The organism is Sphingomonas kyungheensis, from assembly GCF_037120395.1.
Classification (GTDB): Bacteria; Pseudomonadota; Alphaproteobacteria; order Sphingomonadales; family Sphingomonadaceae; genus Sphingomonas; species Sphingomonas kyungheensis.
In genome coordinates this window covers 1-26,363 of the sequence record NZ_JBBBDM010000008.1, presented here as the reverse complement: position 1 = coordinate 26,363, position 26,363 = coordinate 1, and the positions used below count along the sequence as shown (strand labels likewise).

The 26,363-nt window shown below is 68.4% G+C and carries 28 protein-coding genes; 9 read left to right on the top strand and 19 right to left on the bottom strand.

Annotated features, from left to right (window positions below; all coding sequences use genetic code 11):
* Positions 1 to 400: 400 nt before the first annotated feature.
* The gene (locus V8201_RS14290) at positions 401 to 1,729 is read right to left on the bottom strand and encodes an MFS transporter (protein ID WP_037534936.1); all 1,329 of its coding nucleotides are present in this window, start codon (positions 1,727 to 1,729) and stop codon (positions 401 to 403) included.
* A gap of 222 nt (positions 1,730 to 1,951) precedes the next feature.
* Here V8201_RS14290 and cyoA point away from each other — a divergent pair, with 222 nt between their 5' ends.
* The 5 genes from cyoA to V8201_RS14265 are packed head-to-tail and all read left to right on the top strand — an operon-like array spanning position 1,952 to position 6,872.
* A complete protein-coding gene (gene cyoA / locus V8201_RS14285; RefSeq protein ID WP_271300833.1) occupies positions 1,952 to 3,094 on the top strand; it encodes a ubiquinol oxidase subunit II in 1,143 nt (380 codons plus the stop codon).
* A 7-nt stretch (positions 3,095 to 3,101) separates the two neighbouring features.
* Complete coding sequence (cyoB, locus tag V8201_RS14280; RefSeq protein WP_037534937.1) at positions 3,102 to 5,117, top strand: cytochrome o ubiquinol oxidase subunit I; 2,016 nt, start codon at positions 3,102 to 3,104, stop codon at positions 5,115 to 5,117.
* Positions 5,118 to 5,122: 5 nt separating this feature from the next.
* A complete protein-coding gene (gene cyoC / locus V8201_RS14275; protein ID WP_336545700.1) occupies positions 5,123 to 5,752 on the top strand; it encodes a cytochrome o ubiquinol oxidase subunit III in 630 nt (209 codons plus the stop codon).
* A complete protein-coding gene (gene cyoD / locus V8201_RS14270) occupies positions 5,749 to 6,174 on the top strand; it encodes a cytochrome o ubiquinol oxidase subunit IV (RefSeq protein ID WP_037534939.1) in 426 nt (141 codons plus the stop codon). The genes cyoC and cyoD overlap by 4 nt, the downstream gene beginning before the upstream one ends.
* Positions 6,171 to 6,872, top strand: a complete 702-nt coding sequence (locus V8201_RS14265) for an SURF1 family protein (protein WP_336545699.1) — start codon at positions 6,171 to 6,173, stop codon at positions 6,870 to 6,872. The genes cyoD and V8201_RS14265 overlap by 4 nt, the downstream gene beginning before the upstream one ends.
* 126 nt (positions 6,873 to 6,998) lie before the next feature.
* On the opposite strand, the gene V8201_RS14260 is transcribed toward V8201_RS14265, so the two are convergent.
* The 3 genes from V8201_RS14260 to V8201_RS14250 are packed head-to-tail and all read right to left on the bottom strand — an operon-like array spanning position 6,999 to position 8,836.
* Entirely contained in the window at positions 6,999 to 7,175 is a 177-nt protein-coding gene (locus V8201_RS14260; protein WP_336545698.1) for a DUF4169 family protein, read from the bottom strand.
* Positions 7,176 to 7,215: 40 nt separating this feature from the next.
* On the bottom strand, positions 7,216 to 7,755 hold the full coding sequence (locus tag V8201_RS14255) for a 3'-5' exonuclease (RefSeq protein ID WP_336545697.1): 540 nt from the start codon (positions 7,753 to 7,755) through the stop codon (positions 7,216 to 7,218).
* Positions 7,756 to 7,786: 31 nt separating this feature from the next.
* Positions 7,787 to 8,836 carry a GNAT family N-acetyltransferase gene (locus V8201_RS14250; protein ID WP_336545696.1) on the bottom strand — a complete coding sequence of 350 codons (1,050 nt, stop codon included), beginning with the start codon at positions 8,834 to 8,836 and terminating at the stop codon, positions 7,787 to 7,789.
* Positions 8,837 to 8,920: 84 nt separating this feature from the next.
* Here V8201_RS14250 and V8201_RS14245 point away from each other — a divergent pair, with 84 nt between their 5' ends.
* Both V8201_RS14245 and V8201_RS14240 read left to right on the top strand, forming a co-directional pair.
* Positions 8,921 to 9,373 carry a DUF2721 domain-containing protein gene (locus V8201_RS14245; RefSeq protein WP_037534943.1) on the top strand — a complete coding sequence of 151 codons (453 nt, stop codon included), beginning with the start codon at positions 8,921 to 8,923 and terminating at the stop codon, positions 9,371 to 9,373.
* Positions 9,370 to 9,786, top strand: coding sequence for a DUF4345 domain-containing protein (locus V8201_RS14240; protein WP_037534944.1), 417 nt, complete (start codon positions 9,370 to 9,372; stop codon positions 9,784 to 9,786). Before V8201_RS14245 ends, V8201_RS14240 begins: the two co-directional genes overlap by 4 nt.
* 16 nt (positions 9,787 to 9,802) lie before the next feature.
* Here the strand turns inward: V8201_RS14240 and V8201_RS14235 are convergent, their stop codons facing one another.
* The 5 genes from V8201_RS14235 to V8201_RS14215 all read right to left on the bottom strand — a co-directional run bounded on the left by V8201_RS14235 (position 9,803) and on the right by V8201_RS14215 (position 14,702).
* On the bottom strand, positions 9,803 to 10,411 hold the full coding sequence (locus V8201_RS14235) for a fasciclin domain-containing protein (RefSeq protein WP_336545695.1): 609 nt from the start codon (positions 10,409 to 10,411) through the stop codon (positions 9,803 to 9,805).
* 37 nt (positions 10,412 to 10,448) lie between these two features.
* Positions 10,449 to 11,351: a hydrogen peroxide-inducible genes activator gene (locus tag V8201_RS14230; RefSeq protein ID WP_037534946.1), complete on the bottom strand. Its 903-nt coding sequence runs from the start codon at positions 11,349 to 11,351 to the stop codon at positions 10,449 to 10,451.
* A 172-nt stretch (positions 11,352 to 11,523) separates the two neighbouring features.
* The gene (ahpF, locus tag V8201_RS14225; protein WP_271300199.1) at positions 11,524 to 13,110 is read right to left on the bottom strand and encodes an alkyl hydroperoxide reductase subunit F; all 1,587 of its coding nucleotides are present in this window, start codon (positions 13,108 to 13,110) and stop codon (positions 11,524 to 11,526) included.
* 101 nt (positions 13,111 to 13,211) lie between these two features.
* Complete coding sequence (ahpC, locus tag V8201_RS14220; RefSeq protein WP_037534948.1) at positions 13,212 to 13,775, bottom strand: alkyl hydroperoxide reductase subunit C; 564 nt, start codon at positions 13,773 to 13,775, stop codon at positions 13,212 to 13,214.
* 150 nt (positions 13,776 to 13,925) lie between these two features.
* Positions 13,926 to 14,702, bottom strand: coding sequence for a sulfite exporter TauE/SafE family protein (locus tag V8201_RS14215; protein ID WP_271300200.1), 777 nt, complete (start codon positions 14,700 to 14,702; stop codon positions 13,926 to 13,928).
* A 180-nt stretch (positions 14,703 to 14,882) separates the two neighbouring features.
* Between V8201_RS14215 and epsC the strand changes: the two genes are divergently transcribed.
* Positions 14,883 to 15,572 carry a serine O-acetyltransferase EpsC gene (gene epsC / locus V8201_RS14210; protein ID WP_336545694.1) on the top strand — a complete coding sequence of 230 codons (690 nt, stop codon included), beginning with the start codon at positions 14,883 to 14,885 and terminating at the stop codon, positions 15,570 to 15,572.
* On the top strand, positions 15,572 to 15,910 hold the full coding sequence (locus V8201_RS14205) for a DUF2794 domain-containing protein (RefSeq protein WP_037534951.1): 339 nt from the start codon (positions 15,572 to 15,574) through the stop codon (positions 15,908 to 15,910). Before epsC ends, V8201_RS14205 begins: the two co-directional genes overlap by 1 nt.
* Positions 15,911 to 15,930: 20 nt before the next feature.
* Here V8201_RS14205 and V8201_RS14200 read toward each other — a convergent pair whose 3' ends face one another.
* The 10 genes from V8201_RS14200 to V8201_RS14155 all read right to left on the bottom strand — a co-directional run bounded on the left by V8201_RS14200 (position 15,931) and on the right by V8201_RS14155 (position 26,097).
* Positions 15,931 to 16,950, bottom strand: a complete 1,020-nt coding sequence (locus V8201_RS14200) for a hypothetical protein (protein ID WP_271300201.1) — start codon at positions 16,948 to 16,950, stop codon at positions 15,931 to 15,933.
* Positions 16,951 to 17,008: 58 nt separating this feature from the next.
* Positions 17,009 to 17,908 carry an SDR family NAD(P)-dependent oxidoreductase gene (locus tag V8201_RS14195; RefSeq protein ID WP_336545693.1) on the bottom strand — a complete coding sequence of 300 codons (900 nt, stop codon included), beginning with the start codon at positions 17,906 to 17,908 and terminating at the stop codon, positions 17,009 to 17,011.
* A gap of 87 nt (positions 17,909 to 17,995) precedes the next feature.
* Entirely contained in the window at positions 17,996 to 18,397 is a 402-nt protein-coding gene (locus V8201_RS14190; RefSeq protein WP_271300203.1) for a hypothetical protein, read from the bottom strand.
* 195 nt (positions 18,398 to 18,592) lie between these two features.
* On the bottom strand, positions 18,593 to 19,285 hold the full coding sequence (gene phoB / locus V8201_RS14185) for a phosphate regulon transcriptional regulator PhoB (protein ID WP_037534719.1): 693 nt from the start codon (positions 19,283 to 19,285) through the stop codon (positions 18,593 to 18,595).
* 6 nt (positions 19,286 to 19,291) lie between these two features.
* Entirely contained in the window at positions 19,292 to 19,981 is a 690-nt protein-coding gene (gene phoU, locus V8201_RS14180) for a phosphate signaling complex protein PhoU (RefSeq protein WP_037534717.1), read from the bottom strand.
* Positions 19,982 to 19,991: 10 nt separating this feature from the next.
* Entirely contained in the window at positions 19,992 to 20,753 is a 762-nt protein-coding gene (gene pstB, locus V8201_RS14175; RefSeq protein ID WP_443026779.1) for a phosphate ABC transporter ATP-binding protein PstB, read from the bottom strand.
* On the bottom strand, positions 20,747 to 22,003 hold the full coding sequence (pstA, locus tag V8201_RS14170) for a phosphate ABC transporter permease PstA (protein ID WP_336545692.1): 1,257 nt from the start codon (positions 22,001 to 22,003) through the stop codon (positions 20,747 to 20,749). The genes pstB and pstA overlap by 7 nt, the downstream gene beginning before the upstream one ends.
* The gene (gene pstC, locus V8201_RS14165) at positions 21,996 to 23,372 is read right to left on the bottom strand and encodes a phosphate ABC transporter permease subunit PstC (RefSeq protein ID WP_336545691.1); all 1,377 of its coding nucleotides are present in this window, start codon (positions 23,370 to 23,372) and stop codon (positions 21,996 to 21,998) included. Before pstC ends, pstA begins: the two co-directional genes overlap by 8 nt.
* Positions 23,373 to 23,763: 391 nt before the next feature.
* Positions 23,764 to 24,819 carry a substrate-binding domain-containing protein gene (locus tag V8201_RS14160; protein ID WP_336545690.1) on the bottom strand — a complete coding sequence of 352 codons (1,056 nt, stop codon included), beginning with the start codon at positions 24,817 to 24,819 and terminating at the stop codon, positions 23,764 to 23,766.
* Between the two features lie 54 nt (positions 24,820 to 24,873).
* On the bottom strand, positions 24,874 to 26,097 hold the full coding sequence (locus tag V8201_RS14155) for an ATP-binding protein (RefSeq protein WP_037534708.1): 1,224 nt from the start codon (positions 26,095 to 26,097) through the stop codon (positions 24,874 to 24,876).
* Positions 26,098 to 26,363: the final 266 nt, after the last annotated feature.

Genomic DNA, 26,363 nt, shown 5'->3' with positions numbered 1-26,363 from the left:
GTCGCAGCCGGAAGGGCACAGCGATCGGCCGAGTCGCACGATCGTGCTGCTGAGACGAGGCCTGACCGCTCTGACCTTACCCCGAGCGTTCCGTCATTCCGGACATGTTCGAAATCGCTGCCGATATCTCATCATGCTCCCGCGAAGGCGGAAGCCCAGTGGCGCTTTGCCATAAGCCGTCGTTTTGACTGGCTATTGAGGTTCGGCTCGCGCGGGAACACTGGTGCTGCCGCCGAGTGGAGCGACCCGTCATAGGGTTCGGCTTATGGCGAGCCATCGGTCCGCCGCACAGACACTGACTGACCTGCGGCATTGCAACAGATCGGAGCCGGATCGCGATACGCAATCCGCGTCGCCGGCGATCCGGGGCGGCGGCACGCGCCGGCCGCCCTGTCGCCAATCAGTCGAGCCGGCGGGCCAATTCCTTGTTGAGCCCCAGCGCGACCAGCGTCGCGAACGCACCCGACAGCAGATAGCCGCCCGCCGCGAGCAGACCGAACTGGCTCGCCAGCACCAGCGCGGCGAGCGGCGCGAAGCCGGCGCCGAACAGCCAGGCGAGGTCCGAGGTCAGCGCCGCGCCGGTGTAGCGGGCGCGCTTGGGGAAATTGTTGGTCACCGCGCCCGACGACTGGCCGAACGACAGGCCGAGCAGCACGAAGCCGCCGATCATGAAGGCGAGCTCGCCCGCATCGCCACCGGCGAGTAGCTGCGGCGCGAAGCCGCTGAACGCCGCGATCGCGGCGGCGGTATAGCCGAGCACCGAGCGGCGGCCGATGCGATCGGCGAGCAGGCCCGAGATCACCACCGCGCCAAGGCCGAAGAAGGCGCCGATGATCTCGATGCCGAGGAAGCGCGCGATATCCTCGCGCGTGAACAATGCGACCCACGACAGCGGGAATACCGTCACCATGTGGAACAGCGCGAAGCTGGCGAGCGGGGCGAAGGCGCCGATGACGATGTTGCGCCACTGCGCCTTGACCGTCGCGGTGACGCGCGACGGCGTCAGCTCGCGCGATTCGAACAGCCGGCTGTATTCGGGCGTGACGACGATGCGCAGCCGCGCGAACAGCGCGACGACGTTGAGCGCGAAGGCGACGAAGAACGGGTAACGCCAGCCCCATGACAGGAAGTCGATGCCCTCCATATTGGCGAGGAGGAAGGCGAACAGCGCGCTCGCCACGATCAGGCCGAGCGGCGCGCCGAGCTGCGGCACCATCGCATACCAGCCGCGCTTCTCCGGCGGCGCGTTGAGCGCGAGCAGCGAGGCGAGGCCGTCCCAGGCGCCGCCGAGCGCGAGACCCTGGCCGATGCGGAAGGCGGCGAGCAGGATCGCCGACCAGATGCCGACCTCGGCATAGCCGGGCAGGAAGGCGAGCGACACGGTCGAGGTGCCGAGCAGGAACAAGGCGATGGTCAGCTTGGTGCCGCGGCCGTGCTCGCGGTCGACCCACATGAAGATCTGCGTGCCGATCGGCCGCGCGATGAACGCGAGCGGGAAGAGCGCGAACGAATAGAGCGTGCCGGTCAGCCGGTCGACATAGGGGAAGACCAAAGCCGGGAAGACGATGACCGAGGCGATCGCATAGCAGAAGAAGTCGAAGAATTCCGACGTCCGGCCGATGACCACGCCGATCGCGATCTCACCGGGACGGACCTCATGGTCGCCATTGGTGTTGATTGCACGGGCATCGCGTTCGAGCGCCCCGGAATGGGCAGAAGCCACTGACATGTATCACGATCCTGTCGTCTCACAGCCCGAGGGCCAGCCGTCATCAACGCGCCTTGCCCGCAAACGGACGCAACGCCAGCGTCCTTGTGTAGCGCAGCCGGCGCGCGGGCGGGATAGGACAAAATGTCCTATTTTGCGGTGCAGCACGCAGGAGTACCGGCGATGGTGATGCGAACCCCGTCTCTTCTCGCGTGCGCCCCGCGCACCGCCGCACCGCGGGTGATGCGCGCCCTGCGCACCACCGCCGTCCTCGCTGCGCCCGCCCTGCTCGGCGGCTGCGACTGGGTGGTGATGAACCCGTCGGGCGACGTCGCCCGCCAGCAGGCCAATCTGATCCTGTGGTCGACCGGGCTGATGCTGCTCATCATCGTGCCGGTGATCGTGCTGACCCTGCTGTTCGCGTGGAAGTTCCGCCACACCAACGAGGACGCCGAATACCAGCCCGACTGGGACCATTCGACCGGGCTCGAGCTGATCATCTGGTCGGCGCCGCTGATGATCGTCATCGCCTTGGGCGCGATGACCTGGATCAGCACGCATGCGCTCGACCCCTACCGCCCGCTCGGCCGGATCGCACCGGGGCAGCGGGTGGCGAAGAACGAGAAGCCGCTCGAGATCCAGGTCGTCTCGCTCGACTGGAAGTGGCTGTTCATCTACCCCGAACAGGGCGTCGCGACGGTCAACGAACTGGTGCTGCCGACCAACCGGCAGGTGCAGTTCCGCATCACCTCGTCGTCGGTGATGAACACCTTCTACGTGCCCGCGATGGCCGGCATGATCTATTCGATGCCGGGTATGGAGACGCGGCTGCACGCCGTGCTCAACAAGCCGGGCCGGTTCGAGGGCCAGTCCGCCAATTACAGCGGCGCCGGCTTCTCCTACATGCACTTCACCGTCGACAGCGTCGACGATGCGGCCTTCGCCAAATGGGCGTCGGAGGCGCGATCGGCGCAGCAGCGGCTCGACATGCCGACCTATGCCCAGCTCGAGAAGCCGAGCGAGAAGGTGCCGGCGATCCGTTACGCCGCGGTCCAGCCGCAATTGTTCGACCGCATCGTCGGCATGTGCACCAAGCCGGGTGAGACCTGCATGCAGGCGACGATGATGAAGGACGGTGCGATGGATCCGCATCGTGACAGCGGCCACGGCATGACCGTCAACGACAGCGGCCACATGCGTGGCAGCGAGTCGAAGGGCGCCTTGCAGAAGGAGCCCGAGGAAAAGGGCAGCAGCCCGCACCGCAACGCCCCGCGCGCTCCCGCGCCCGGCAGCAGCAAACCCGGCAACGCCGACAATCGTTCGATGACCGCCGCCGATCCGCTGCCCGCCACCATCACCGGCCTCACCGCCGCTGACCGTTCGTAGGACCCAGATGATGTCCGATGCCTTGCTCAAGACGATATTCGGGCGCCTGACGCTCGACAGTTTCCCGATCCACGAACCGATCCTGATCGGCACCTTCGCGGTGGTCGCGATGGGCGGCGCCGCGATGCTTGCCGCGCTGACCTATTTCAAGGTCTGGGGCTATCTGTGGAAGGAATGGTTCACCTCGGTCGACCATAAGAAGATCGGGATCATGTATATGATCCTCGGCATCGTCATGCTGCTGCGTGGCTTTTCCGATGCGATCATGATGCGTGCGCAACAGGCGATGGCGTTCGGCCCGAACGAAGGCTTCCTGCCCGCGCACCATTACGACCAGGTGTTCACCGCGCACGGCGTCATCATGATCTTCTTCGTGGCGATGCCGTTCGTCACCGGGTTGATGAACTATGTCGTGCCGCTGCAGATCGGCGCGCGCGACGTCAGCTTCCCGTTCCTCAACAACTTCAGCTTCTGGATGACCACCGCGGGCGCGGTGATCGTGATGGCGAGCCTGTTCGTCGGCGAGTTCGCGCGGACCGGCTGGCTGGCGATGGCGCCGCTGTCGGGGCTCGACTATTCGCCCGACGTCGGCGTCGACTATTACATATGGTCGTTGCAAATCGCCGGCGTCGGTACGCTGCTGTCCGGCGTCAACCTGCTCGCGACGATCATCAAGATGCGCGCACCGGGCATGAGCCTGATGAAGATGCCGGTCTTCACCTGGACCGCGCTTGCCACCAACGTGCTGATCGTCGCCGCCTTCCCGGTGCTGACCGCGGTGCTGGCGATGCTCAGCCTCGACCGGTACGTCGGCACGCACTTCTTCACCAACACCATGGGCGGCAACCCCATGATGTACGTCAACATGATCTGGATTTGGGGTCACCCGGAAGTGTACATCCTGATCCTGCCCGCGTTCGGCGTGTTCAGCGAGGTCACCTCGACCTTCTGCAGCAAGCGGATCTTCGGCTATACCTCGATGGTCTACGCGATCCTGGTCATCACCATCCTCGCCTACCTCGTCTGGCTGCACCACTTCTTCACCATGGGGTCGGGGGCGAGCGTCAATTCGTTCTTCGGCATCACCACGATGATCATCTCGATCCCGACGGGCGCGAAGATCTTCAACTGGCTGTTCACCATGTACAAGGGGCGGATCCGCTTCGAACTGCCGATGATGTGGACGATCGCATTCATGATCACCTTCGTGATCGGCGGCATGACCGGCGTGCTGCTCGCGGTGCCGCCCGCCGACTTCGTGCTGCACAATTCGCTGTTCCTGATCGCGCATTTCCACAACGTGATCATCGGCGGCGTGCTGTTCGGCATGTTCGCGGGGATCAACTACTGGTTCCCGAAGGCGTTCGGCTTCAAGCTCGACAAGAAGTGGGGGACGATCAGCTTCTGGTTCTGGGTGATCGGCTTCTACGTCGCGTTCATGCCGCTCTACGTGCTCGGCCTGATGGGCGTGACGCGGCGCCTGCGCCACTTCGACGATCCGTCGCTGCAGATCTGGTTCATCATCGCCGCGATCGGGGCCGCGATGATCGCGGTCGGCATCGCCGCCTTCCTGATCCAGTTCTACGTCAGCTTCCGCAACCGCGAGGCGCTGCGCGACTGGACGGGCGATCCGTGGAATGCGCGCACGCTGGAATGGGCGACCTCGTCGCCGCCGCCGGCCTATAATTTCGCCTTCACCCCGGTCGTCCACGATCTCGACGCCTGGTATGACATGAAGTCGAACAATGCCGCGCGGCCGGTCAACGGCTTCCGCGACATCCATATGCCGCGCAACACCGGCGCCGGCGTCATCCTCGCCGGTCTGTCGACGGTGATCGGGCTGGCGATGATCTGGTACATCTGGTGGCTCGCCGCGCTGGCGTTCGTCGGATTGCTGGCGGTCGCGGTCGGCCACACCTTCAACTATGACCGCGATTTCTACATCACCGCCGCCGAGGTCACCACGGCGGAGGACGAACATACCCGGCAGCTGACCGGACACGCTGCGGTCGCGGGGGCCTGAGGATCATGAGCGAAGCAACCATTCCACCGGGCACCCAGGCCCCGGTCTTTTACGAGACCGACGAACATCATCACGACGCCGGCGGCAGCACGATGCTGGGCTTCTGGCTGTACCTGATGAGCGACTGTCTGATCTTCGCGATGCTGTTCGCCGCTTATGGCGTCTACGGCGGCAGCTATGCCGGCGGACCGCAGCCGCACGAGATTTTCGAGCTGCCGCTGGTCGCGCTCAACACGTCGATGCTGCTGCTGTCGTCGATCACCTACGGCTTTGCGATGCTGGCGATGAACGACGGCAAGGTGCGCGCCGTGCAGGGCTGGCTGGCGATCACCGGCCTGTTCGGCCTCGCCTTCCTCAGCATCGAGCTGTACGAATTCTCGACGCTGATCCACGAAGGCGCGGGGCCGCAGCGCAGCGCCTTCCTGTCGTCCTTCTTCACCCTCGTCGGCACGCACGGGCTGCACGTCACCTTCGGCATCATCTGGCTGGTGACGCTGATGGTCCAGGTCGGCCGCAAGGGGCTGATCGCCGCCAACCAGCGTCGCCTGCAATGCCTGTCGCTGTTCTGGCACTTCCTCGATGTGATCTGGATCGGCGTCTTCACCTTCGTCTATTTGCTGGGAGTGCTGCGATGAGCGCGGACACGCATCACGATCATGGCCATGCGCCGGGCGCGCACGGTCATGACCCCCACGACAATGCGCATGGCCACGGCCATTCGTCGGAAGGCGCGCATGGCAGCCGCAAAGATTATCTGATCGGCTTCGTGCTGTCGGTGATCCTCACCGCCATCCCGTTCGGGCTGGTGATGAGCGGCGTGATCGCCGATCCGCGCATCACCGCCGGCATCATCATGGTGTTCGCGCTGGTGCAGATCGTCGTCCACATGATCTACTTCCTGCACATGAACGCCAAGTCGGAACAGGGCTGGACGCTGATGGCGCTGATCTTCACGATCATCGTCCTCACCATCTGTCTCGCCGGGTCGATGTGGGTGATGTACCACATGAACCTCAACATGATGCCGAACATGGGCGGAGACGCGAGCGCGATGTGAGCGGGCGGGCGTCCCGTTCCGCGCTGGCGACCGGCCTGACGCTGGTCGCGATCGCGCTGCTGATCGGCCTCGGCATCTGGCAGCTCGAGCGGCGGACGTGGAAGCTCGCGCTGATCGCGCATACCGAACGCCAGCTCCGCCAGCCGCCGGTCGCAGCGCCGGGGCCGGCGGCCTGGCCAGCGGTCGGCAGCGACGACGTCTACCGGCCCGTGCGGGTCACCGGCCGTTATCGCGCCGGCGCCGACACCTATGTGCAGGCGGTGACCGAACTCGGCGGCGGTTTCTGGCTGCTCACCCCCTTCGAGACGCGCGGCTTCACCGTCCTGATCAACCGCGGCTTCGTGCCGGCGGAGCGACGCGGCCGGATCGCCGTGCCCGCCGCCCCGCAGACGGTGGTGGGCCTGCTGCGGCTCAGCGAGCCGGGTGGCGGCTTCCTGCGGCACAATGATCCGGCTGCGGATCGCTGGTATTCGCGTGATGTCACGGCGATCGCCGCGACGCGGCGGCTGGGGACGGTGGCGCCCTATTTCATCGACGCGCGCGAGCCGCACGTGGGTTTTCCACGCGGCGGGCTGACGGTGGTGACCTTCCGCAACAGCCATCTCGTTTATGCGCTGACCTGGTTCGGGCTCGCGGCGCTGGTTGCATTGATGGCATGGCGGGTGCGGCGGCCGTCGACCGGTTCATCAGACCGGTAAGGGTTCGCGCGGAGGCGCGGAGGCGCGGAGACTGTTTGGAGGCTCGCGTCGGTTTCGCCTCACCGGCAGACAGGAAGAGCTGCGCTCGCGGCGCCTAGCTACCTCCGCGCCTCCGCGTGAATTCTATCAATCCTCGAGCTTCGCCCCGTCGACGATCCGGTCGACGCGCGCCCGATCGGCATCATCGGCAGCGCGCTCGGACTTGGTGCGGCCGAACCTGGCGCGGTTGGCGGCGGCGGTGCGGTCGGCAGCGGCGCGGGCGGCGGCCTTGCGCGCGGTGCGGAGGTTGATGATCTCGGCCATGCCGCCGCCTAGCAGAGCGCGGCCGGGCGGGGGAGGGGCGTCACGCGCGCGCCTGCGCCGCGTCACGGACGAGGCACCAGCGCCGCCATTCGTCGCGTGCGTCGGCGAGCGCGCGATGCGCGGGCACGTCGCGGTCGCGCACCTCGGCGAGCGCGACGACATCCGCGACGGTCCGGCCGAGCATATCCACCGGCACGATGTCGCGCAGCAAAGCGGTGGCGGTCGCCCGCTGCGCCTCCTCGGTGTCGCGCAACCGCAGGGCGTGGCGCGGCAGCTTGGCGGCGCGGAGCAGCGCGCTCAGCCATTTGCCGTCCCACGACGGCGCGCTCGCGAAAAGGTCATGCCCGGTGAGCGTCTCGACCATCCGCCGCGCGACGACGTCATGCGCGACGCCGTCTGCCGCCAGCGTCGCGCGCGGGATATGGTGGATCGCCTCGGCGGCATCGTCCCAGTCGGTCCATTGCGCCGCGGGGCGGATCAGGTGGCTTTCCTCGCGCCCGTCCTCGAACACCCAGGCGACCTCGATCGGATAGCTGCGCTTGGCGAGGGAGGAGGCTTCGAAGTCGAGGAAGACGTACATGGCTGTGCAACGCGCAGCGGCGCGAAAGGGATCAGTCGCGCGCCGATCGCCGCCACGCCAGCGCGAGCAGCGGCCGGACCCATCGCGCCGCGCCCGGGCGGAGCAGCAGCCAGTCGCGGATCGCCGGTCCCTGCTCGGCACCGATCACCCGCTTATAACCGCTGTCTCCGGCGCCCCAGTCGACGCGCGTCACGCCGCGGCCGAGCGCTGCGACCAGATTGCGGTAGGAGAGCAGCTTGCCGGGCGAATGTCTCGCATAGGCCGGGTCATAGCTGTTCGCGATGGCATATCGCAGGGCGCCGGCGTCGAGGTCGAAGGAGAAAGCCACCGGCCTGCCGTCGATCGTCAGCAGTGCCGCGCGGAACATCGCCGCGAGCGCCGGGTCGGCGGCGGCGGCGCGCCAGAAGGCGCCATGGCCGGTCGCGGTGAACTTGGCGTCCGACCCGTCGGTGCGCGCGGCGATCCAGCTCGCCTGTTCGACGTCCGCGAGCAGGTCGAACCCCGCCGGCCAGTCGGCGCCATCGAGGAAGCGCCAGGCGAGCGTACCGTGTTCGGCGAGATGCTTTTCGTGGAAGCGGTTCTTGCGCAGCGTCGAATTGCGTGGCCAGCCCTGGGCCTGCGCTGCCGCCATGTCGAGCAGCCAGCTGTCGGCGACGAACCGGTCGAGCACGCTCCAGCCACGCGCGCGGGCCAGTGCGATCAGCCGCGCGGCGGCGGCGTCGCCGTCATACACCGGGCCGATGCGCAAAGCGCGGACGGTCTGCGCCAGTATCACGAGCAACGCGTCGAGCACGGCATCGTCCGAATCGGCGACGAGCGGGAAGCTTCGGAACGGCCAATAGCTTCCCGGTATCGTGGCAAGGCGCGCAGGCCGTGGGCCGAGCGGGACGATCGGCAGCGCGGCGACCGGTATTCCGCCCGCGGTGACGAGCATCGTCCGCGCCGTACCGCCATAAGCGGCGATCGCCGCGCGATACCAGCCGCGCCGCAGAAAGCGATGTGTCGGTGCCGCCGCTGCGGCGACCGTATCGATCGCGGCGGGCAGCCCGTCGACGAGCGTGGCGATGGGGGCGGGGGGCATCACGTCGCCACGCATAGGCTGCGGCGTCTTACCATGCGGTGCACCAGCCCTTCCCCGATCGCGGATGCAGCTTATGATAGCATCATGCCCGTGCTGTTCCAGGTTTCGACGATCGCCCAGACGATCCAATTGTCGCTCGCGCCGGTGTTCATGCTCGCGGCGATCGGCCAGATCCTCAACGTTCTCGCCGGCCGGCTGGCGCGGGTGATCGATCGCGCGCGGATCCTCGAAGAGCGCGTGGTGGAGATCGATGTGCCCGCCGACCGCACGCGCTACATCTGGGAGCTCAAGCTGCTCGACGAGCGCATGTCGATCATCAACGCGGCGCTGTTCCTCGCGGTGTCGAGCGCGGTGATGGCCTGCCTCGTCATCGCCTTGCTGTTCATCGCCAATATCGCGAAATTCCACATCGGGACGTGGATCGCTCTGGTGTTCATCGTCGCGGTGTCGTTGCTGATCTGCTGCCTCACCGCCTTCATGTGGGAGGTGCGCGTGTCGCTGCGCGCCATCCACGTGCGCAAGGAGATCCTGTCGTGAGCCCCGCGATCGAGCGGCGCGCCCTGCAGGGGGTGGTGGCGATCGCCTGCCTCGTGCCGCTGATCGTCGGCGGGCAGAGCGTGCTGCACGGGCCGGGGTTCCTAGGCCATCCGCCGGTGATCCCGACCGATCTCGACAGCCATTTCCGCTATGTCTCGGGCATCTTCTTCGCGGTCGGCGTCGCCTTCGCGAGCTGCGTGCCGCAGATTGAGGCGCGCGGCGCGCGGTTCCGATTGCTCGGCGCGCTGATCGTCGCGGGCGGACTGGCGCGGGTGGTGTCGCTCGTCGCGGTCGGCGTGCCGTCGTCGGGGCATCTGTTCGGTTTCGCGATGGAATTGGGCGCGGTGCCGCTGCTGATGCTGTGGCAGGCGCGGGTCGCGCGGCGATGGTCCGGATCGCCGCTCCGGCCCTGACCGGCCGAGGGCACGCTTATTGCGGCAGCGTCGGCACCAGCACGCCGTTGACGACGTGGATCACGCCATTCACCTGCGCGATATCGGCGGCCTCGACATAGCTGCGATTGCCGGTGGCGCTGGTCAGCGTGATCACGTCGCCGGTCAGCGTCGCGGTGATCGGCTGGCCGCCGAGCGTCACCAGCGTCGCGCGACCGCCACCGGCGCGGATCCGCTGCGTCAGCTGTTCGGTGGTCAGCGTGCCGGCGACGATATGATAGCGCAGCAGTGTCACCAGCGCGGCGCGGTTGGCGGGGGCGAGCAGATCGCCGGCGATCCCCGGCGCAAGGCGGGTGAAGGCGGTGTCGGTCGGTGCGAACAGCGTATAGGGGCCGGTGCCGGAGAGTAAGGCGTCGAGTTCGGCGGTGCGCAGTTCGCTGGCGAGCGTGCCGAGCCCCGGCGTCGCCGCGATCGAGGCGGCGATCGTCGCCTCCGATTCGATCCGCGACGGATCGACCGCGACCGGCGCGGCGGCGGCGGCGGGCGGCGGCGGCGCGGCGACCGGCGCGGTGGCGGGGGGCACGCAGCCGGCAAGCAGCGCGAGGGCGACGACGGCAAGCGGCCGGGCGTACGAAAAACGGTTCATGCGCAGGCCTCTACGCCCGAGCCGCGTCGCGGTTGCGTCACCGCGCCTCGGCGAGCGCCGCGGCGAGCAGCTGAAAGTCCTTCTCGCGCGGGCTCGCCCGCCGCCACACCAGCGCGATGCGCCGCACCGCATTGTCGGCATCGAGCGGTCGCGCGACGATATTGGTATGGTCGAGGATGCCGGCCTTGAGCGCCATCTCCGGCAGCATCGTCATGCCGAGGCCGTTGTCGACCATCTGCACGATCGTATGCAGCGAGGTGCCGAGCATCGTCGCCTCGGCGCGCAGCTCCGGCCGGTTGCAGGCCGACAGCGCGTGATCCTTGAGGCAATGCCCGTCTTCGAGCAGCAGCAGCCGCGTCTCGTCGATCAGCGCGGCGGGAATCGACGGCGGGTCGCTCGGCATGTCCTGCGGCTGGTAGGCGACGAACAGGCGATCGTCGAACAGCGGCTCCGACGCGACGTCGCCGCAGGCGAAGGGCAGGGCGAGCAGCACGCAATCGGTACGGCCGTTGTGCAGCCCCTCGCAGGCCGCGCCCGAAGGCTCCTCGCGTAGGAACAGCTTGAGGTCGGGATAGTCGCGCCGCAGCCGCGGCAGGATATGCGGCAGCATGAACGGTGCGATCGTCGGGATCACGCTCATCCGCATCTCGCCCGACAGCGGCCGTCCGGCGGCGCGGGCGATGTCCCCCAATTCCTCCGCCTCGCGCAGCACCCGCCGCGCCTTGTCGGCGATCCGGTCGCCGAGCGGCGTGAAGCGGACGACGCGGCGGGTGCGCTCGACCAGGGTCACGCCGATCAGCGTCTCGAGTTCGCGCAGACCCGCCGACAGCGTCGACTGGGTGACGAAACAGGCATCGGCCGCACGGCCGAAATGGCCCGCATCCTTGAGCGCGACGAGATATTGCAGCTGCTTGAGCGTGGGAAGGTAGGTCGCCGCCATGGCCCGCGAGATAGGCGGGCGGGGCGGAGGGCGCTACCCCTTATCCTGCCCGGTGCGGGGAAGGGATCGTTCGCGAAGCGAATGGGGGGCTTCTGCAAAGGTTGCAGTTGCGGAAGCCCCTTCGTCACCGCATCCCGGCTACCTCCCCGCGCTGGGGAACTAACTTTAACGGCTATTCCGCCGCTTCTTCCCAGTCGTGCGTCTCCTCCGCGGGCAGGCGGATGAGGTGGTCGAAGGCGGCGAGCGCTGCGGTCGAGCCGGCGCCCATCGCGATGACGATCTGCTTGAACGGCACCGTCGTCGCGTCGCCGGCGGCGAAGATGCCGGGCTGCGAGGTGTGGCCGCGATCGTCGATCTCGATCTCGCCGCGCGGGCTGAGCGCCACCGTGCCGGCGAGCCACTCGGTGTTGGGCACCAGCCCGATCTGCACGAAGATGCCGGCGAGCTCGACGCGGTGCATCGTGCCGTGGGTGCGGTCGCGATAGGAGAGCGCGGTGACCTTGTCGCCGTCGCCATGTACTTCGGTGGTCAGCGCCGAGGTGATGACGGTGACGTTGGGCAGGCTGGCGAGCTTGCGCTGGAGCACGGCATCGGCGCGGAGCAGGCTGTCATATTCGATCAGCGTGACGTGCGCGACGATCCCGGCGAGGTCGATCGCCGCCTCGACGCCGGAATTGCCGCCGCCGATCACCGCGACCCGCTTGCCCTTGAACAGCGGTCCGTCGCAATGCGGGCAATAAGCGACGCCCTTATTCTTATACGCATCCTCGCCCGGCACGTTCATCTGCCGCCAGCGCGCGCCGGTCGACAGGATGATCGTGCGCGCCTTGAGCGAGGCGCCATTGTCGAGCGTCAGCTCGTGCAGTCCGCCGGCCGAGGCGGGGACGAGCTTGCTCGCGCGCTGCAGGTTGATGATGTCGACATCATATTCGCGGACGTGGCGTTCGAGGTCGGCGACCAGCTTGGGACCTTCGGTATGCGGTACCGAGACGAGATTCTCGATCGCCATCGTGTCGGCGACCTGCCCGCCGAACCGTTCGGCGAGGATGCCGGTGCGGATGCCCTTGCGCGCGGTGTAGATCGCCGCCGCCGCGCCGGCCGGGCCGCCACCGACGACAAGCACGTCGAACGGCTCCTTGGCGGCGATCGTCTCGGCGGCGCGCGCCGAGGCGCCGGTGTCGAGCTTGGCGACGATCTGCTCGAGCTCCATGCGGCCCTGACCGAAGACCTCGCCGTTGAGGAAGACGGTGGGCACCGCCATCACCTTGCGGGTGGCGACCTCGTCCTGGAACAGCGCGCCGTCGATCGCGGTATGCGTGACGCGCGGGTTGAGCACCGCCATCAGGTTGAGCGCCTGCACCACGTCAGGGCAATTGGCGCAGGACAGCGAGAAATAGGTCTCGAAGTGATAGTCGCCGTCGAGCGCGCGCACCTGATCGAGTAGCGCGGGCGCCGCCTTGGACGGATGACCGCCGACCTGGAGCAGCGCGAGCACCAGCGAGGTGAACTCATGCCCCATTGGCAGGCCCGCGAAGCGCACGCCGATATCGGTGCCGGTGCGGCGGATCAGGAAGCTCGGGCGGCGCGCATCGTCGCCCTCGGCGGTGGTGATCTGGTCGGAGAGCGCGGCGATCTCGTCGATCAGCTCGCGCATCTGCCGCGACTTGGCGTCGTCGCCCAGGCTGGCGACCAGTTCGATGGGCTCGCGGATGTTGACCAGATAGGCCTTCAGCTGCTGCGTCAGATTGGCGTCGAGCATGGGGGACTCCGAAACAATGGGTCTTCAGAAACAAGCGGCCCAGGGCGGAGGGAACCACCCCGGGCCGCGATCACCTGCCACGGGGAGAGGCAGGGATAGGTTTAGATCTTGCCGACGAGGTCGAGGCTGGGGGCGAGCGTCTCTTCACCCTCTTCCCACTTCGCCGGGCAGACCTCGCCCGGATGCGCGGCGATGTACTGCGCGGCCTTGATCTTGCGGAGCAGCTCGGCGGCGTTGCGGCCGACGCCTTCCGACGTGACCTCAATCAGCTGGATCACGCCCTCGGGATCGATCACGAAGGTGCCGCGGTCGGCCAGACCCTGGCCTTCGCGCAGGATCTCGAAATTGTTGCTGATCGTGTGGTTCTGATCGCCCAGCATGTAATAGTTGATCTTGCCGATCGCCGGCGAGCTGTCATGCCAAGCCTTGTGGCTGAAGTGCGTGTCGGTCGAAACGCTGAACACTTCGACGCCCATCTTCTGCAACGTCGGATAGACGTCGGCGAGGTCTTCGAGCTCGGTCGGGCAGACGAAGGTGAAGTCGGCCGGATAGAAGAAGAAGACCGCCCACTTGCCGAGCACGTCGGCGTCGCTGACGCTGACGAACTTGCCTTCCTTATAGGCCTGGGTGGTGAACGGCTTCAGTTTGCTGCCGATAAGGGCCATGTCGGGTCTCCGGTGTGAATGACGTGAACCGGATATAGGGCGGCTTGCCGCAGTGCAAAATCAATCTGTTCGCTCGTGCTGATCGAACTGGACGATCAGTGGCGGAAAGCCGTGCTTTTTGCGCGTTCTAATGGTGCTGCACCTGCGCCGTCATCCCTTCGCAACTGCGGCGTAAATCGACCAGGCGCTGGTCAAGGTCAGCAGCACGCCGACCAGCGCCATCAGCCCGCGGGTCGGCACGCGCTTGGCGAGGACGCCGCCGATCGGCGCAGCGACGAGGCCGCCGATCAGGATGCCGAGCGTATGCAGCGTGAACGCCGACCAGCCGAGCGCGATGAAGAAGGTGACCGAGGCGGTCGCGGTGAGGAAGAATTCGGCGGTATTGACGGTGCCGATCGTATGCCGCGGCGTCGCGCCCTGGATCAGCAGGTTGGAGGTGACGACCGGCCCCCAGCCGCCGCCGCCCGCCGCGTCGAGGAAGCCGCCGACCAGGCCGAGCGGCGCGATGACGCGGGGCTTGCGCGGCTCGATCCGGCCCCGGATCGCGCGGAACAGCAGATAGAGGCCGATACAGGCGAGATAGGCCATGACGAACGGCTTGGCGACGGAGGCGTCGATCGTGCTGAGCAAAGTCGCGCCGAGGATCGCGCCGATCACGCCGGGGATGACGAGCTTGCGGAACAGCTTCCAGTCGACGTTGCGATGCGCGACGTGGCTGATCCCCGACGCGGCGGTGGTGAAGGTCTCGACCGCATGGACGCTGGCGGAGGCGACCGCGGGCGGCACGCCCATCACCGTGACGAGCAGGGTCGAATTGATCACGCCGAACGCCATGCCGAGCGCCCCGTCGACGACCTGCGCCGCAAAGCCGATCGCGACGAACGGCAGGATCTGCGACCAGTCGAGGGTGCTGACATAATCGAGCATCGGCAAACATCTTTCCGGTGGATCGGGGGACGGGACGGCGGGACAATATGCTGTCCTGCACGCGGAGGCGATTGCCTACAAGAAAGCTAGGCTTTGTCGCCCCCCAAAGCGCTGCGTGCGCTTATGGCAATTCGGCGATGGACCGATTACATCAACGCGTCTGCAAGGAGACGTTGGCGCATGTTGCGACGCTTGGCCGCCTATCTGGATTCGATCAAGGCGCGCGATCCCGCCCCCCATTCGCGTGCCGAAATCCTGCTTTACCCTGGCGTCTGGGCGCTCGGGCTGCACCGGATCGCGCATGCGCTGTACCGGCAACGGCTGTTCTTCTTCGCGCGGCTGGTCAACCATATCGCCCGCGCCTGGACCGCGATCGACATCCATCCCGGCGCGACGATCGGGCGTAACTTCTTCATCGACCACGGCTTCGTCGTCATCGGCGAGACCGCGCACATCGGCGACGACGTCACCATCTACCAATGCGTCACACTCGGCGGGACGAGCCCCGACAATGGTGTCGCGGGCAAGCGGCATCCGACGCTGTCGGACGGCGTCATCATCGGGTCCGGCGCGCAGGTGCTCGGGCCGATCCTGGTCGGCGAGCGCGCGCGGGTCGGCGCCAATGCGGTGGTGACGCGCGACGTGCCCGAGGGCGCGGTGATGGTCGGCATCCCGGCGCGGGCGACGATGGTCGACGGCGGCGCCGCGCAGCCGCCGCGCTTCGTCCCGTACGGCACGCCGTGCAGCGAAGTGTTCGACCCGGCGACGCAGAAGATGGAGATGATGCGGTGCGAGCTGGAGGCGATGCGCAAGCGGCTCGATGCACTGCTCGGCGAATCCGTGCCCGAAGCGGAGCGTGATCGCGCCTGATGGGTATCGTCACCCCGTTCCCGCATGCCGGCAAACCGTCGCAGGTCGGCTTCGATCGCATCGAATTGTCACGCATCCTCGACCTCTACGGACGGATGGTCGCGGCGGGGCATTGGAAGGATTATGCGATGGAGCTGGGCAAGGACGCCGCGGTCTTCGCCGCCTTCCGCCGCGCCGCCGAACGTCCCGAATTCCGCATCGAGAAGCGCCCCGCCTTGCGCCAGCGGCAGGGGATGTGGGCGTTGATCGGCGAGCAGGGCAATGTGCTCAAGCGTGGCCACGAACTGGGTCCGGTGCTCGCGCCGGTCGAGCGGCGGCTGATGAAGCTGGTCGAATAGCCGGGACGGCGCGACGCCGGTCACGCGACCGGCGGCAGGCGGCGGCGTGTCCCGTCCGGCAGGCGGGTGACGACCGCGCGGCGCATCGTCTGCCAGAAGGCGGAGAGGCTGAGCAGCGCCGAGCCGATCACGAAGGCGGTGAGCGCCGCGCTGAGCTCGATCGCGCCGGCGGTCCGGAACAGCGCGTAGAGCGCCGCCAGCACATAGGCGAGACCCGACACGAGCAGGGCGCGCCGGTCGACCGCCAGCGCGATCACCGCAAAGCCGATGTAGAGCGCCAGCACGACCACCGCCATGCCGACGCCGATGTCGCCGCGGAACACGCCGAGCAGCTGGAACACCGAATGCGCGATCATCGGCGCGGCGGTGAGATGCAGCCAGAAGGCGACGTCGGAGCGGCGGGTCTTGCGTTCGGTATCGCTCATGTCCCAGCGCATCGCGACCGCGAAGACGATCAGCCCGCCGATCAGCAGCAGCGGCCAGCGTGCCCGATCGATACCGGGGACGGCGGCGAGAAGCAGTGCGATCGCGGTGCCGACCAGCGCCGCCGCCCCCGCCGCGACGGTGATCGGCACCATGAAGCGCCGCCAGTGCAGCCAGGCTGCCGCCGCCATCGCCAGGCTCGCCGCCGCCATGCCTAGCGCCCCGGCGCGATCGGTCAGGTTCGGCAGCACGGCGCTGAGCAGGCCAAGGATCGTCCAGCCGATTCCACCGACGAAGCTGCCGAGCAGCAGGATGCTCGGTAAGGCCATCCGCCGCTGCCGGGTGAAATATTCGGCCAGCCCCCAGGACGCGGCGGCGAGCAGGACGCCGCCGCCGAACGCCGCGACCGTCTGGCCGATCTGGCCGAGCGCGACGAGCAGCAGCACCAAGGCGATGGTGACGAAGATGTCGTTGAAGCCGGTCAGCAGCCGGAAATGCTCTTCGTCCACCGCCGGGCTGGCCTGACGCGCGGCGACATAGTCGCGCAGCGCCGCGGCTGCCTGCGGGGTGATCGCGCCTGCCCCGACCGCGCCGTCGATATCGCTTTCGCTGTACATGCCGTTCCCCCGTTATCCGCGCGAGGGTAGCGGACGTGTATTGCAGATTCAATACACCTCAGGATGGCAGCAGCGCGGCGATCGACATCGCCTGTTCGGCGCCGGATCGGGGGACGATCTCGCCGCTGCGGTCGACGATCGCGTCCCAATGCGCGGCGACGCCCTCGGGGCTGAGATCGTCGCCGCTGAGCAGCATGCCCGGCGTCAGCGTGATATAGGCGGCCTGGAACGCGCCGGCGCCGGCGCCGAGGATGACGTTGGTCGGCGCGTCCTCGCTGACCAGATAAAGCGCGCCGGGCGCGACCTTTTCGGGAGCGAAGGCGGCGAAGGCGGCCTCCGGGAACAGATCCTCGGTCATCCGCGTGCCCGCGGTCGGCGCGATCGTGTTGACGCGGATATCGTGACGCGCGCCCTCGATGGCGAGCGTCCGGGTCAGTCCGGCGATGCCGAGCTTGGCCGCGCCGTAATTCGCCTGACCGAAATTGCCGAACAGGCCGCTCGACGAACTGGTCATCAGCACCCGGCCGTAATTCTGCTCGCGGAACGTATCCCAGCACGCCTTGGTGGTGAGCGCGGTGCCGAGCAGGTGGACGCGGACGACGAAGGCGAAATCCTCCGGCGTCATCTTGGCGAAGGTCTTGTCGCGCAGCACGCCGGCATTGTTGATGAGGATATGGACGCCGCCCCACCGCGCCTTGGCCTCGGCGACCATCGCCGCCATCTGCTCGTAATCGGCGACGTCGCCGCCATTGGCGATCGCCTCGCCGCCCGCGGCGCGGATCTCCTCGACCACAGCCAGCGCCGCATCCGACTGGCCGGTGCCGTCACGCGCGCCGCCGAGGTCGTTGACCACGACCTTCGCGCCGCGCGCGGCCAGGTCGAGCGCATAATGACGGCCGAGGCCGCCGCCGGCACCGGTGACGATGGCGACGCGGCCGTCGAAGCGGATCGAAGACATGGAAAAGGCGCTCCCGCACGAAGGTTGGAGCGCCTTGTCCTAAAGATCAGGTTTCAGATGGCAAACGGTCGATCCGGCTGCCGTGGCTTACTTGCCGCCGCGCTGCATGCACTGGTCGTACTGACCCTTCTTGCAGATCGGATATTTGGCGAGCGGCGCCGGGGCCGGGAAGGCCTGATCGGGGGTCGGCGCGGGGCGGAACACCGGGGTGACGCCGGCGCCCGGCGTGCCGCCGCTGATCGCCGAGCCGCTCGGGGCATAGCCGCCCGCCGGGGTCGATCCGCCGGTGGTGGCGGGGGCGGGCATGCTCGCCTGCGGGGTCGGTGCCGGCGCTGCGGCGGGATCGGCCGGCGCCGGGGCGGCGGCGGGGTCGGCGGGCGCGGTGGCCGGATCGGCGGGCATGGTCTGGCCGTCGGTCGGCGCGGGCGTCGTTTGCGCCATGACCGGGGCGGCGAGCAACGCCGTGGCGGCCAGCAGGATGAACTTCATCGCAAGATCTCCTCTTCGAATCTCATGCGTCACTATCTGTCAACGCCTGCGCTGAACGTCCCAATGCGGCCTTTTCTCCATCGTTTCGCGGGCGATTCTATCCGGTCGGCGGATCGGTCGCGTGCCCGAGCCGTCATGACGTCGCATCCGCTCCGAACCCGGGCTCCGGAGCGGACGCGGCGGGAGGCCTTTGCCTTAGGCTCCTGAATCGAGCGAATAGCCCGCCGAGCGGACGGTGCGGATCAGGTCGGGGCGGTTGCCGATGTTGATCGCCTTGCGCAGCCGGCGGATATGGACGTCGACGGTGCGGCTCTCGATGTCGCTGTCATGGCCCCAGACCGCGTCGAGCAGCCGTTCGCGGCTGAACACCCAGCCGGGATGTTCGAGGAAATGCTTGAGCAGCCGGAATTCGGTCGGCCCGAGCGGCACCACCTCACCCGAACGGCGCACCTTGTGGCCGACCGTATCCATCTCGATGTCGTCATAGGTCAGTGCCTCGCCGGCGAGCGCCGGGCGGACGCGGCGCAGCACCGCGCTGACGCGGGCGACGAGCTCGCGCGGGGAAAAGGGCTTGGTGACGTAATCGTCCGCGCCGGTTTCCAGCCCGCGGATCCGGTCCTCCTCCTCGCCGCGCGCGGTGAGCATGATGATCGGCACGTTCTGCGTCTCGGTCATCCGGCGCAGGCGGCGGCAGACCTCGATCCCCGAGAGGCCCTCGACCATCCAGTCGAGCAGCACGATATCGGGCGCCTTCTCCTTGGCGAGCAGCAAGGCCTCCTCACCGTCGGCGGTGTGCGCGACGTCGAAATCCTCGCGCTTGAAATGATAGATCAGGAGTTCGGCGAGGGCGGCATCGTCCTCGACCAGCAACATGGAAGCGCGGGCCATCTGGGTTCAGTCCTTGTCCGGGCCGCCGCGGTCGCGGTCGGCCATCTGGGTGCCGGTTGCAGCGAAATAGACCATTTCGGCGACGTTGGTCGCGTGGTCGCCGATCCTCTCCAGGTTCTTGGCGACGAACAGCAGGTGGGCGACCTGGCTGATCGTGCGCGGATTCTCGACCATGTAGGTGACGAGGGTGCGGAAGATGCTGTCGTAGAAATCGTCCAGCGCGGCGTCGCTCTGCACGACGCGCACCGCCGCCTCGGCATCGCGTGCGGCGAAGGCGTCGAGCGCGTGGCGCACCATGTCGCTCGCCATCCGCGCCATCGACGGCAGCAGCGAGATCGGCTCGATGCGATGCTCGCCTTCGATTAACGGCACGCGCTTGGCGATGTTCTTGGCGTAGTCGCCGATCCGTTCGACCACCGCGGCGATCTTGAGCGCGGCGACGACCTCGCGCAGGTCGACCGCCATCGGTGCGCGCAGCGCGATGATGCGGACCGCAAGCCGTTCGACCTCCGCCTCGATCGCGTCGATCGCCTTGTCGTCGGCGCGCACCCGTGCGGCGAGCGCGGGATCGGGGCGGGCGAGCGCCTGCATCGCCTGTGCAATCGCATCCTCGGCGAGACCGCCCATCTGCGAGATCATGCCCCGCAGCTGGCCGATGTCGGCGTCGAACGCCTTGACGGTATGGTCCAATGGCATGTCCGTGTCCTCAGCCGTAGCGACCGGTGATGTAATCGCGGGTGCGCTCCTCCCGCGGATTGGTGAAGATGTCGCTGGTCGCCCCGAATTCGACCAGCCGGCCGAGATGGAAGAAGGCGGTGTTCTGCGAGACGCGCGCCGCCTGCTGCATGTTGTGCGTAACGATGACGATCGCGTAGCGGCCCTTGAGCTCGTGGATCAGCTCCTCGATCCGTGCGGTGGCGATCGGATCGAGCGCGCTGCACGGTTCGTCCATCAGGATCACCTCGGGGTCGACGGCGATCGCGCGGGCGATGCACAGCCGCTGCTGCTGGCCGCCCGACAGTGCGGTGCCGCTGTCCGACAGCCGGTCCTTGACCTCGTCCCACAGGCCGGCGCGCAGCAGCGACTGTTCGACCAGCGCGTCGAGATCGGCGCGCGCGGTGGCGAGGCCGTGGATGCGCGGGCCGTAGGCGACGTTCTCGTAGATCGACTTGGGGAAGGGATTGGGCTTCTGGAACACCATGCCGACGCGCGCGCGCAGCTGCACCACGTCCATGCCGCTCGCATAGATGTCCTCGCCGTCGAGCAGGATCTCGCCGGTGACACGGGCGGAGGCGACGGTGTCGTTCATCCGGTTGAGCGTGCGCAGGAAGGTCGACTTGCCGCAGCCCGACGGGCCGATGAAGGCGAGCACGGTATCGCGGTCGACGTCGATCGAGACGTGATCGATCGCCTGTTTGGCGCCGTAGAAGACGCTGACGTCGCGGGCGGAAATCTTGGGGGTCACCAGCGGGTCTCGAACCGGTTGCGGAGATAGATGGCGATGCCGTTCATCGCCAGCAGCACGACGAGCAGCACGATGATCGCGGCGCTGGTCTTTTCGATGAAGCCACGATCGATATCGTCGGACCACAGGAAGATCTGCACCGGCAGCACCGTCGCCGGATCGGTCAGCCGGCCCGGCGGCGAGGCGATGAAGGCGCGCATGCCGATCATCAGCAGCGGCGCGGTTTCGCCGAGCGCGCGCGCCATGCCGATGATCGTGCCGGTGAGGATGCCGGGCAGCGCCAGCGGCAGGACGTGATCGAACACCACCTGCACCGGCGACGCGCCGACCGCGAGCGCGGCGTCGCGGATCGACGGCGGCACCGCCTTGATCGCGTTGCGCCCGGTGATGACGATCACCGGCATCGTCATCAGCGCGAGGGTCAGGCCGCCGACCAGGGGCGCCGAGCGCGGCAGGTGGAAGGTGCCGAGGAAAACAGCGAGGCCGAGCAGGCCGAAGATGATCGACGGCACCGCGGCGAGATTGTTGATCGACACCTCGATCAGGTCGGTCCAGCGGTTGCGCGGCGCATATTCCTCCAGATAGAGCGCGGCGAGCACGCCGATCGGGAAGGCGAGCGCCAGCGTCACCGCCATCGTCAGCAGCGATCCCTTGAGCGCCCCCCAGATGCCAACCCGCGTCGGATCGGTCGAATCGGCGGCGGTGAGGAAACCGCCGCTCCAGCCGATGCCGAGCAGCCCGCGTGCGTCGAGCGTTGCCACCATCGCCTCCGCCGCCGGCGTGCCGTCGTGCTTGGCGGCGACGTCGATCGCGCTGGCGGCAGGGACGGCGATGGTGAAGCGGCGGTGGAGCAGGGCGGGATCGCGCTTGATCGCGTCGCGCACCACCAGCCACGCACCATCCGAGATCAGCGCATCGCCGCCCGGCCCGAGCGTCCGCACCGCGGCGCGATCGACCAGCGCGTCGAGCCCCGCGCCGGCGAGCGCGAGATCGGCGCCGCGGCCGCGCAGCTGCGCGGGCGTCACCGGCAGCGGTGCGGCGGCGAGATCGATCGGCAGCGTGATGCGCGTCTGGCGGAATCCGCTCGTCCCCTGCCACACCATGCTGGCGAGCAGCCAGGCGAGGAACGCGGCCGACAGCCATACGGCAGCGAGCCCGGCGAGGCGGAAGCGCCGCTCGGCGGCATAGCGCCGCCGCGTCCGGCGGGCGACCGCCGCCGCGGTCCAGTCGGTGGGCTGGCGCGGGTTATTCATACGCCTCCCGATAGCGTTTGACGACGCTGAGCGCGACGACGTTGAGCGCCAGCGTGATGACGAACAGCGTCAGGCCCAGCGCGAAGGCGGCGAGCGTCTTGGCGCTGTCGAACTCCGCCTCGCCGGTGAGCAGGTCGACGATCTGCTTGGTGACGGTGGTGGTGCTGGCGAAGGGATTGGCGGTCAGCGTCGCTACACCGCTCGCCGCCATCACGACGATCATCGTCTCGCCGATCGCGCGGCTGACCGCGAGCAGGATGCCGCCGACGACGCCCGGCAGCGCCGCGGGCAGGATGACGCGGCGGATCGTCTCCGACGGGGTCGCGCCCATCGCCAGGCTGCCGTCGCGCATCGCGGCCGGCACCGCGGCGATCGAATCATCGGCCATCGACGACACGAAGGGGATGATCATGATCCCCATCACCGCGCCCGCGGCGAGCGCGCTTTCCGACGAGGCATTGGCGATGCCGAGCGCGACGCCGACCTCGCGCACCGCCGGCGCGACGGTGAGCGCGGCGAAATAGCCGTAGACGACGGTCGGCACGCCGGCGAGCATCTCGATCACCGGCTTGAGCCAGGCGCGCGTCGCGGCATGGGCATATTGGGTCAGGTAGATGGCGCTCATCAGCCCGAACGGGATCGCCACCGCCATCGCGATCACCGCACCGATGAAGAAGGTGCCCCAGAACAGCGGCACCGCGCCGAGGCTCGCGCCCGGATCGCGCGGGTCGATCACCTGCGGGCTCCAGTGCGTGCCGAACAGGAAATCGCCGATCGGCACGATGCGGAAGAAGCGGCTCGATTCGTAGAGCAGGGAGGCGACGATGCCGACGGTGGTGAGGATCGCGATCAGCGACGCGGCGAGCAGCAGCAGCATGACGACGCGCTCGACCTGCGTGCGCGCGGCGAAATCGGGGCGGACGCGGGTGAAGGCGAGGCCGCCGCCGGCGAAGGCGAGCAGCAGCGCCACCGCGGTGGCGATCCAGTCGTAGCGGGTCTGCGCCGCGGCATAAGCGGGGGCAAGCTGCCCGGCGAGATCGTGGAACGCGCCATGGCTGCGCCCGGCGCCGAGCGCGCGCGCCTCCGACAGGATCGACGCGCGCTCGAAGCCGGGCGGCGGCAGCGCGGCGGCGGCGGGGGTGGCGAGCACCGTGTCGGTGACCAGCGCCGGTGCGGTCAGGCTCCACACCGCGAGGAAGACGAGCGGCGGCACCAGTGCGCAGATTGCGACGAAATAGCCGTAATGGACGGGCAATGCGGTGAAGCGCGCATGGCCCGGCGGCCGGAACGTCGCCGCGCGCATCCGCGCCGCCAGCCAGCCGATCAGCGCGAGCCCGAAGACGATGATCGCGAGCGCGAGCGGGGTCATCGCGCGGCCCCCGACGCAAGCGCGTCCATGCCCGCGCTTGCGCACGATGGCGGACTCACCCAAAGCACCGCCCCGGCGGAGGCCGGGGGCCAGTTGGGCAACCGTCGTTGTCTTCCAAGAAGCTCCGCCCCGCTGGACCCCGGCCTCCGCCGGGGTGGTGTAACGGGAGGAAGGTCGACGATCCTTCCAAGGAATACGCTAAGGCAGGCGGTCGATCGCCACACGATCCGCCGGCCTGCCTGGCCCTGGATTCCCGCCTGCGCGGGAATACGGGTGCTCGCGACAGCATCGCTCCGCCCCCCCCGGTGCTCCCGCGGAAGCGGCAGCCCAGGGCCGAACAGCGCAACGCCTGCCCCTTCCCATCCGAAAAAGCCCGAGAACACCGCGCCCCTCACTGCGGCAGCTCCGCCGGATCGAGCGGGATCGTCTGCGCGATCACCGCGGCGGCGCGCGCGCGTACCGCGGGCGGGGCGGCGATCAGGCCGCGGCGGACGAGCGGGCCGTCCGGTCCCCAGGCGGCGGCATAAGCGGCAAGGAAGTCGCGCAGGCCGGGGATGGCACGCAGGTGCGCGACCTTGACGTAGAGATAGAGCGGCCGCGAGCCCGGATAGGCGCCGGCGGCGATCGTCGCATAGCTCGGCGACACGCCGTTGATCGCGACGCCGTTCACCGTGCCGGCATTCTGTTCGAGATAGCTGTAGCCGAACACGCCGATCGCCTGCGGATTGGCGGACAGTTTCTGGACGATCAGATTGTCGTTCTCGCCGGCGTCGACATAGGCGCCGTCCTCGCGTACCCGCGTGCACAGAGCGGCGTGCGCGGCGGGATCGCGCTGCGCGAGCCGGCGCGCGCGCGGATCGATCGCCTCGCAGCCGCGGGTCAGGATCAGTTCGGCGAGCGCGTCGCGCGTCCCGCTGGTCGCGGGCGGGCCATAGACCTGGATCGGCGTCGCCGGCAGCGCCGGATTGACGTCGCGCCAGACGCGGGCGCGATTGGGCTGGCCGAGCGGCGTCGCGGCGAGCGCGCGATACAGGTCGGAGGGGGTCAGCTGCATTCCCGGCCCGGTCTTCGCCTCGGCGAAGGCGATGCCGTCGATGCCGATCTGCACCTCCATCAGCGCGCCGACGCCATGCGCGGCGCAGGCGGCATATTCGCTGCGCTTCATCCGCCGCGAAGCGTCCTCGATATCGGGATGCGCGGCGCCGAGGCCGGCGCAGAACAGCCGCATGCCCGCGCCGGTACCAGTCGATTCGATCACCGGCGCCTTTGCGTCGGGATGGTTGGCGACATAGGTTTCGGCGACGAGCGTGGTGAAGGGATAGACGGTCGACGATCCGACCGCGGTGATCTGGTCGCGGGCGCCGCCGCCGCCGCCGTTCGCCTGATCCTGGCAGCCGCCGAGGACGAGCGCCCCGGCAAGCAGCGGACCAAGAAAGAAACTGCGCATCGATTCCCCGCGAACGGCCCCCGTGCCGCTACATCCGCCTGTGTGACGGTTTCGTTACCCTTTGATGACAGCGCCCGCGTCGGCCGCCGCCGGCGGCAACATGACGGTGACGCTGGTGCCGACGCCGACCTTGCTGACGATGTCGAGCCGCCCGCGGTGCCGCTCGACGATATGCTTGACGATGGCGAGGCCGAGCCCGGTGCCGCCGACGCTGCGACTGCGACCCGGATCGACGCGGTAGAAGCGTTCGGTGAGCCGCGGGATATGCTGCGGCGCGATCCCTTCGCCCTCGTCGGTGACGGCGAGGCGCAGCAATCCCGATGGATCGCGGCCGAGCGTCGCGGTCACCGGCGTGCCGGCGCGGCCGTATTTCATCGCATTGCCGATCAGATTGTGGATCAGCTGCGACAATTGCGCCTCGTCGCCGACCACCTCGGGCAGGTCGACGTCGATCGTGACATGGACGTCCTGCGCCCGCGGACTATGCGCGGCGGCGATCTCCGCGGCGACGTCCTCGAGCAATTCGCTGAGCGAGACGCGCTCGTCGGGCATGCGGTATTTCTCCGCCTCGATCCGGCTGAGCGAGATGAGATCCTCGACCAGCCGCTGCATCCGCCGCGCCTCGGAAAACATCACGTCGAGGAAGCGGCGGCGCAGGCCGGGATCCTCGCCCGCCTCCTCGTTGAGCGTCTCGATGAAGCCGAGGATCGAGGCGAGCGGAGTGCGCAATTCGTGGCTGGCGTTGGCGACGAAGTCGACGCGCATCTTCTCCGCGGCGTAATTGCCCGACTGGTCGACGAGATGGACGATGCGCGCGCCGTCCGCGGTCTCGCCGGTGCGCATCTCCCAGCGCTGGTCGGGGCTGCCGAGCCCGACCAGCTCGACCGGGCGGCCGGGCAGCGGCGCGGTCGAGCTCAGCCGGTCGGCGGCGGCGGGATGGCGGATCGCGACGCGCACGTCCTCGCCGACGATATGCCGCCCGAGCAGCCCGCGGGCGGTGGTGTTGGCGCAGGTGACGACGCCGCCGCGGACGAGCAGCACCGGCTCGGCGATGACGTCGAGCACTTCGCCGAGCAGCAGATTGGCGTCCGGCCCGGCGGTGCGCGTCGTCGCGATCCCCTGGTCGCCGCGCCCCATCGCCGCGAGCGCGGCGGCGATCGCGCCGACCAGCGCGATGCCGGCGCCGTCGGGCCGCCCGTCGACCAGCAACACCCCCGCCGCGGTGCCGCAGGCGATGCCGAACGCACCGCTGAACCGTTGGACGAATCGGGAAGCCATGAGCGACTCGCTAGCCGAGCTTGGCGGCGGCGGGGAGGGGGTGTGTGCGGCGCTTCTGCGGGGCGCCCTTTCGCGCCCGATCCGAGCTCGCCTTGCCGACTGCGTCACCCCGGACGGGGTCCGGGGTCCACCGTGCCGCAAAACCAACGCCTTGTACTTCTGCGAGACCACGCCAGCGCTCCTGCGCAGGTGTACAGTTTCGGGAGACTGGTTGGACCGGGAAGGTGTAGAACGGGGCATCGTCTGGCTGAGGAGTCGAGGATGCT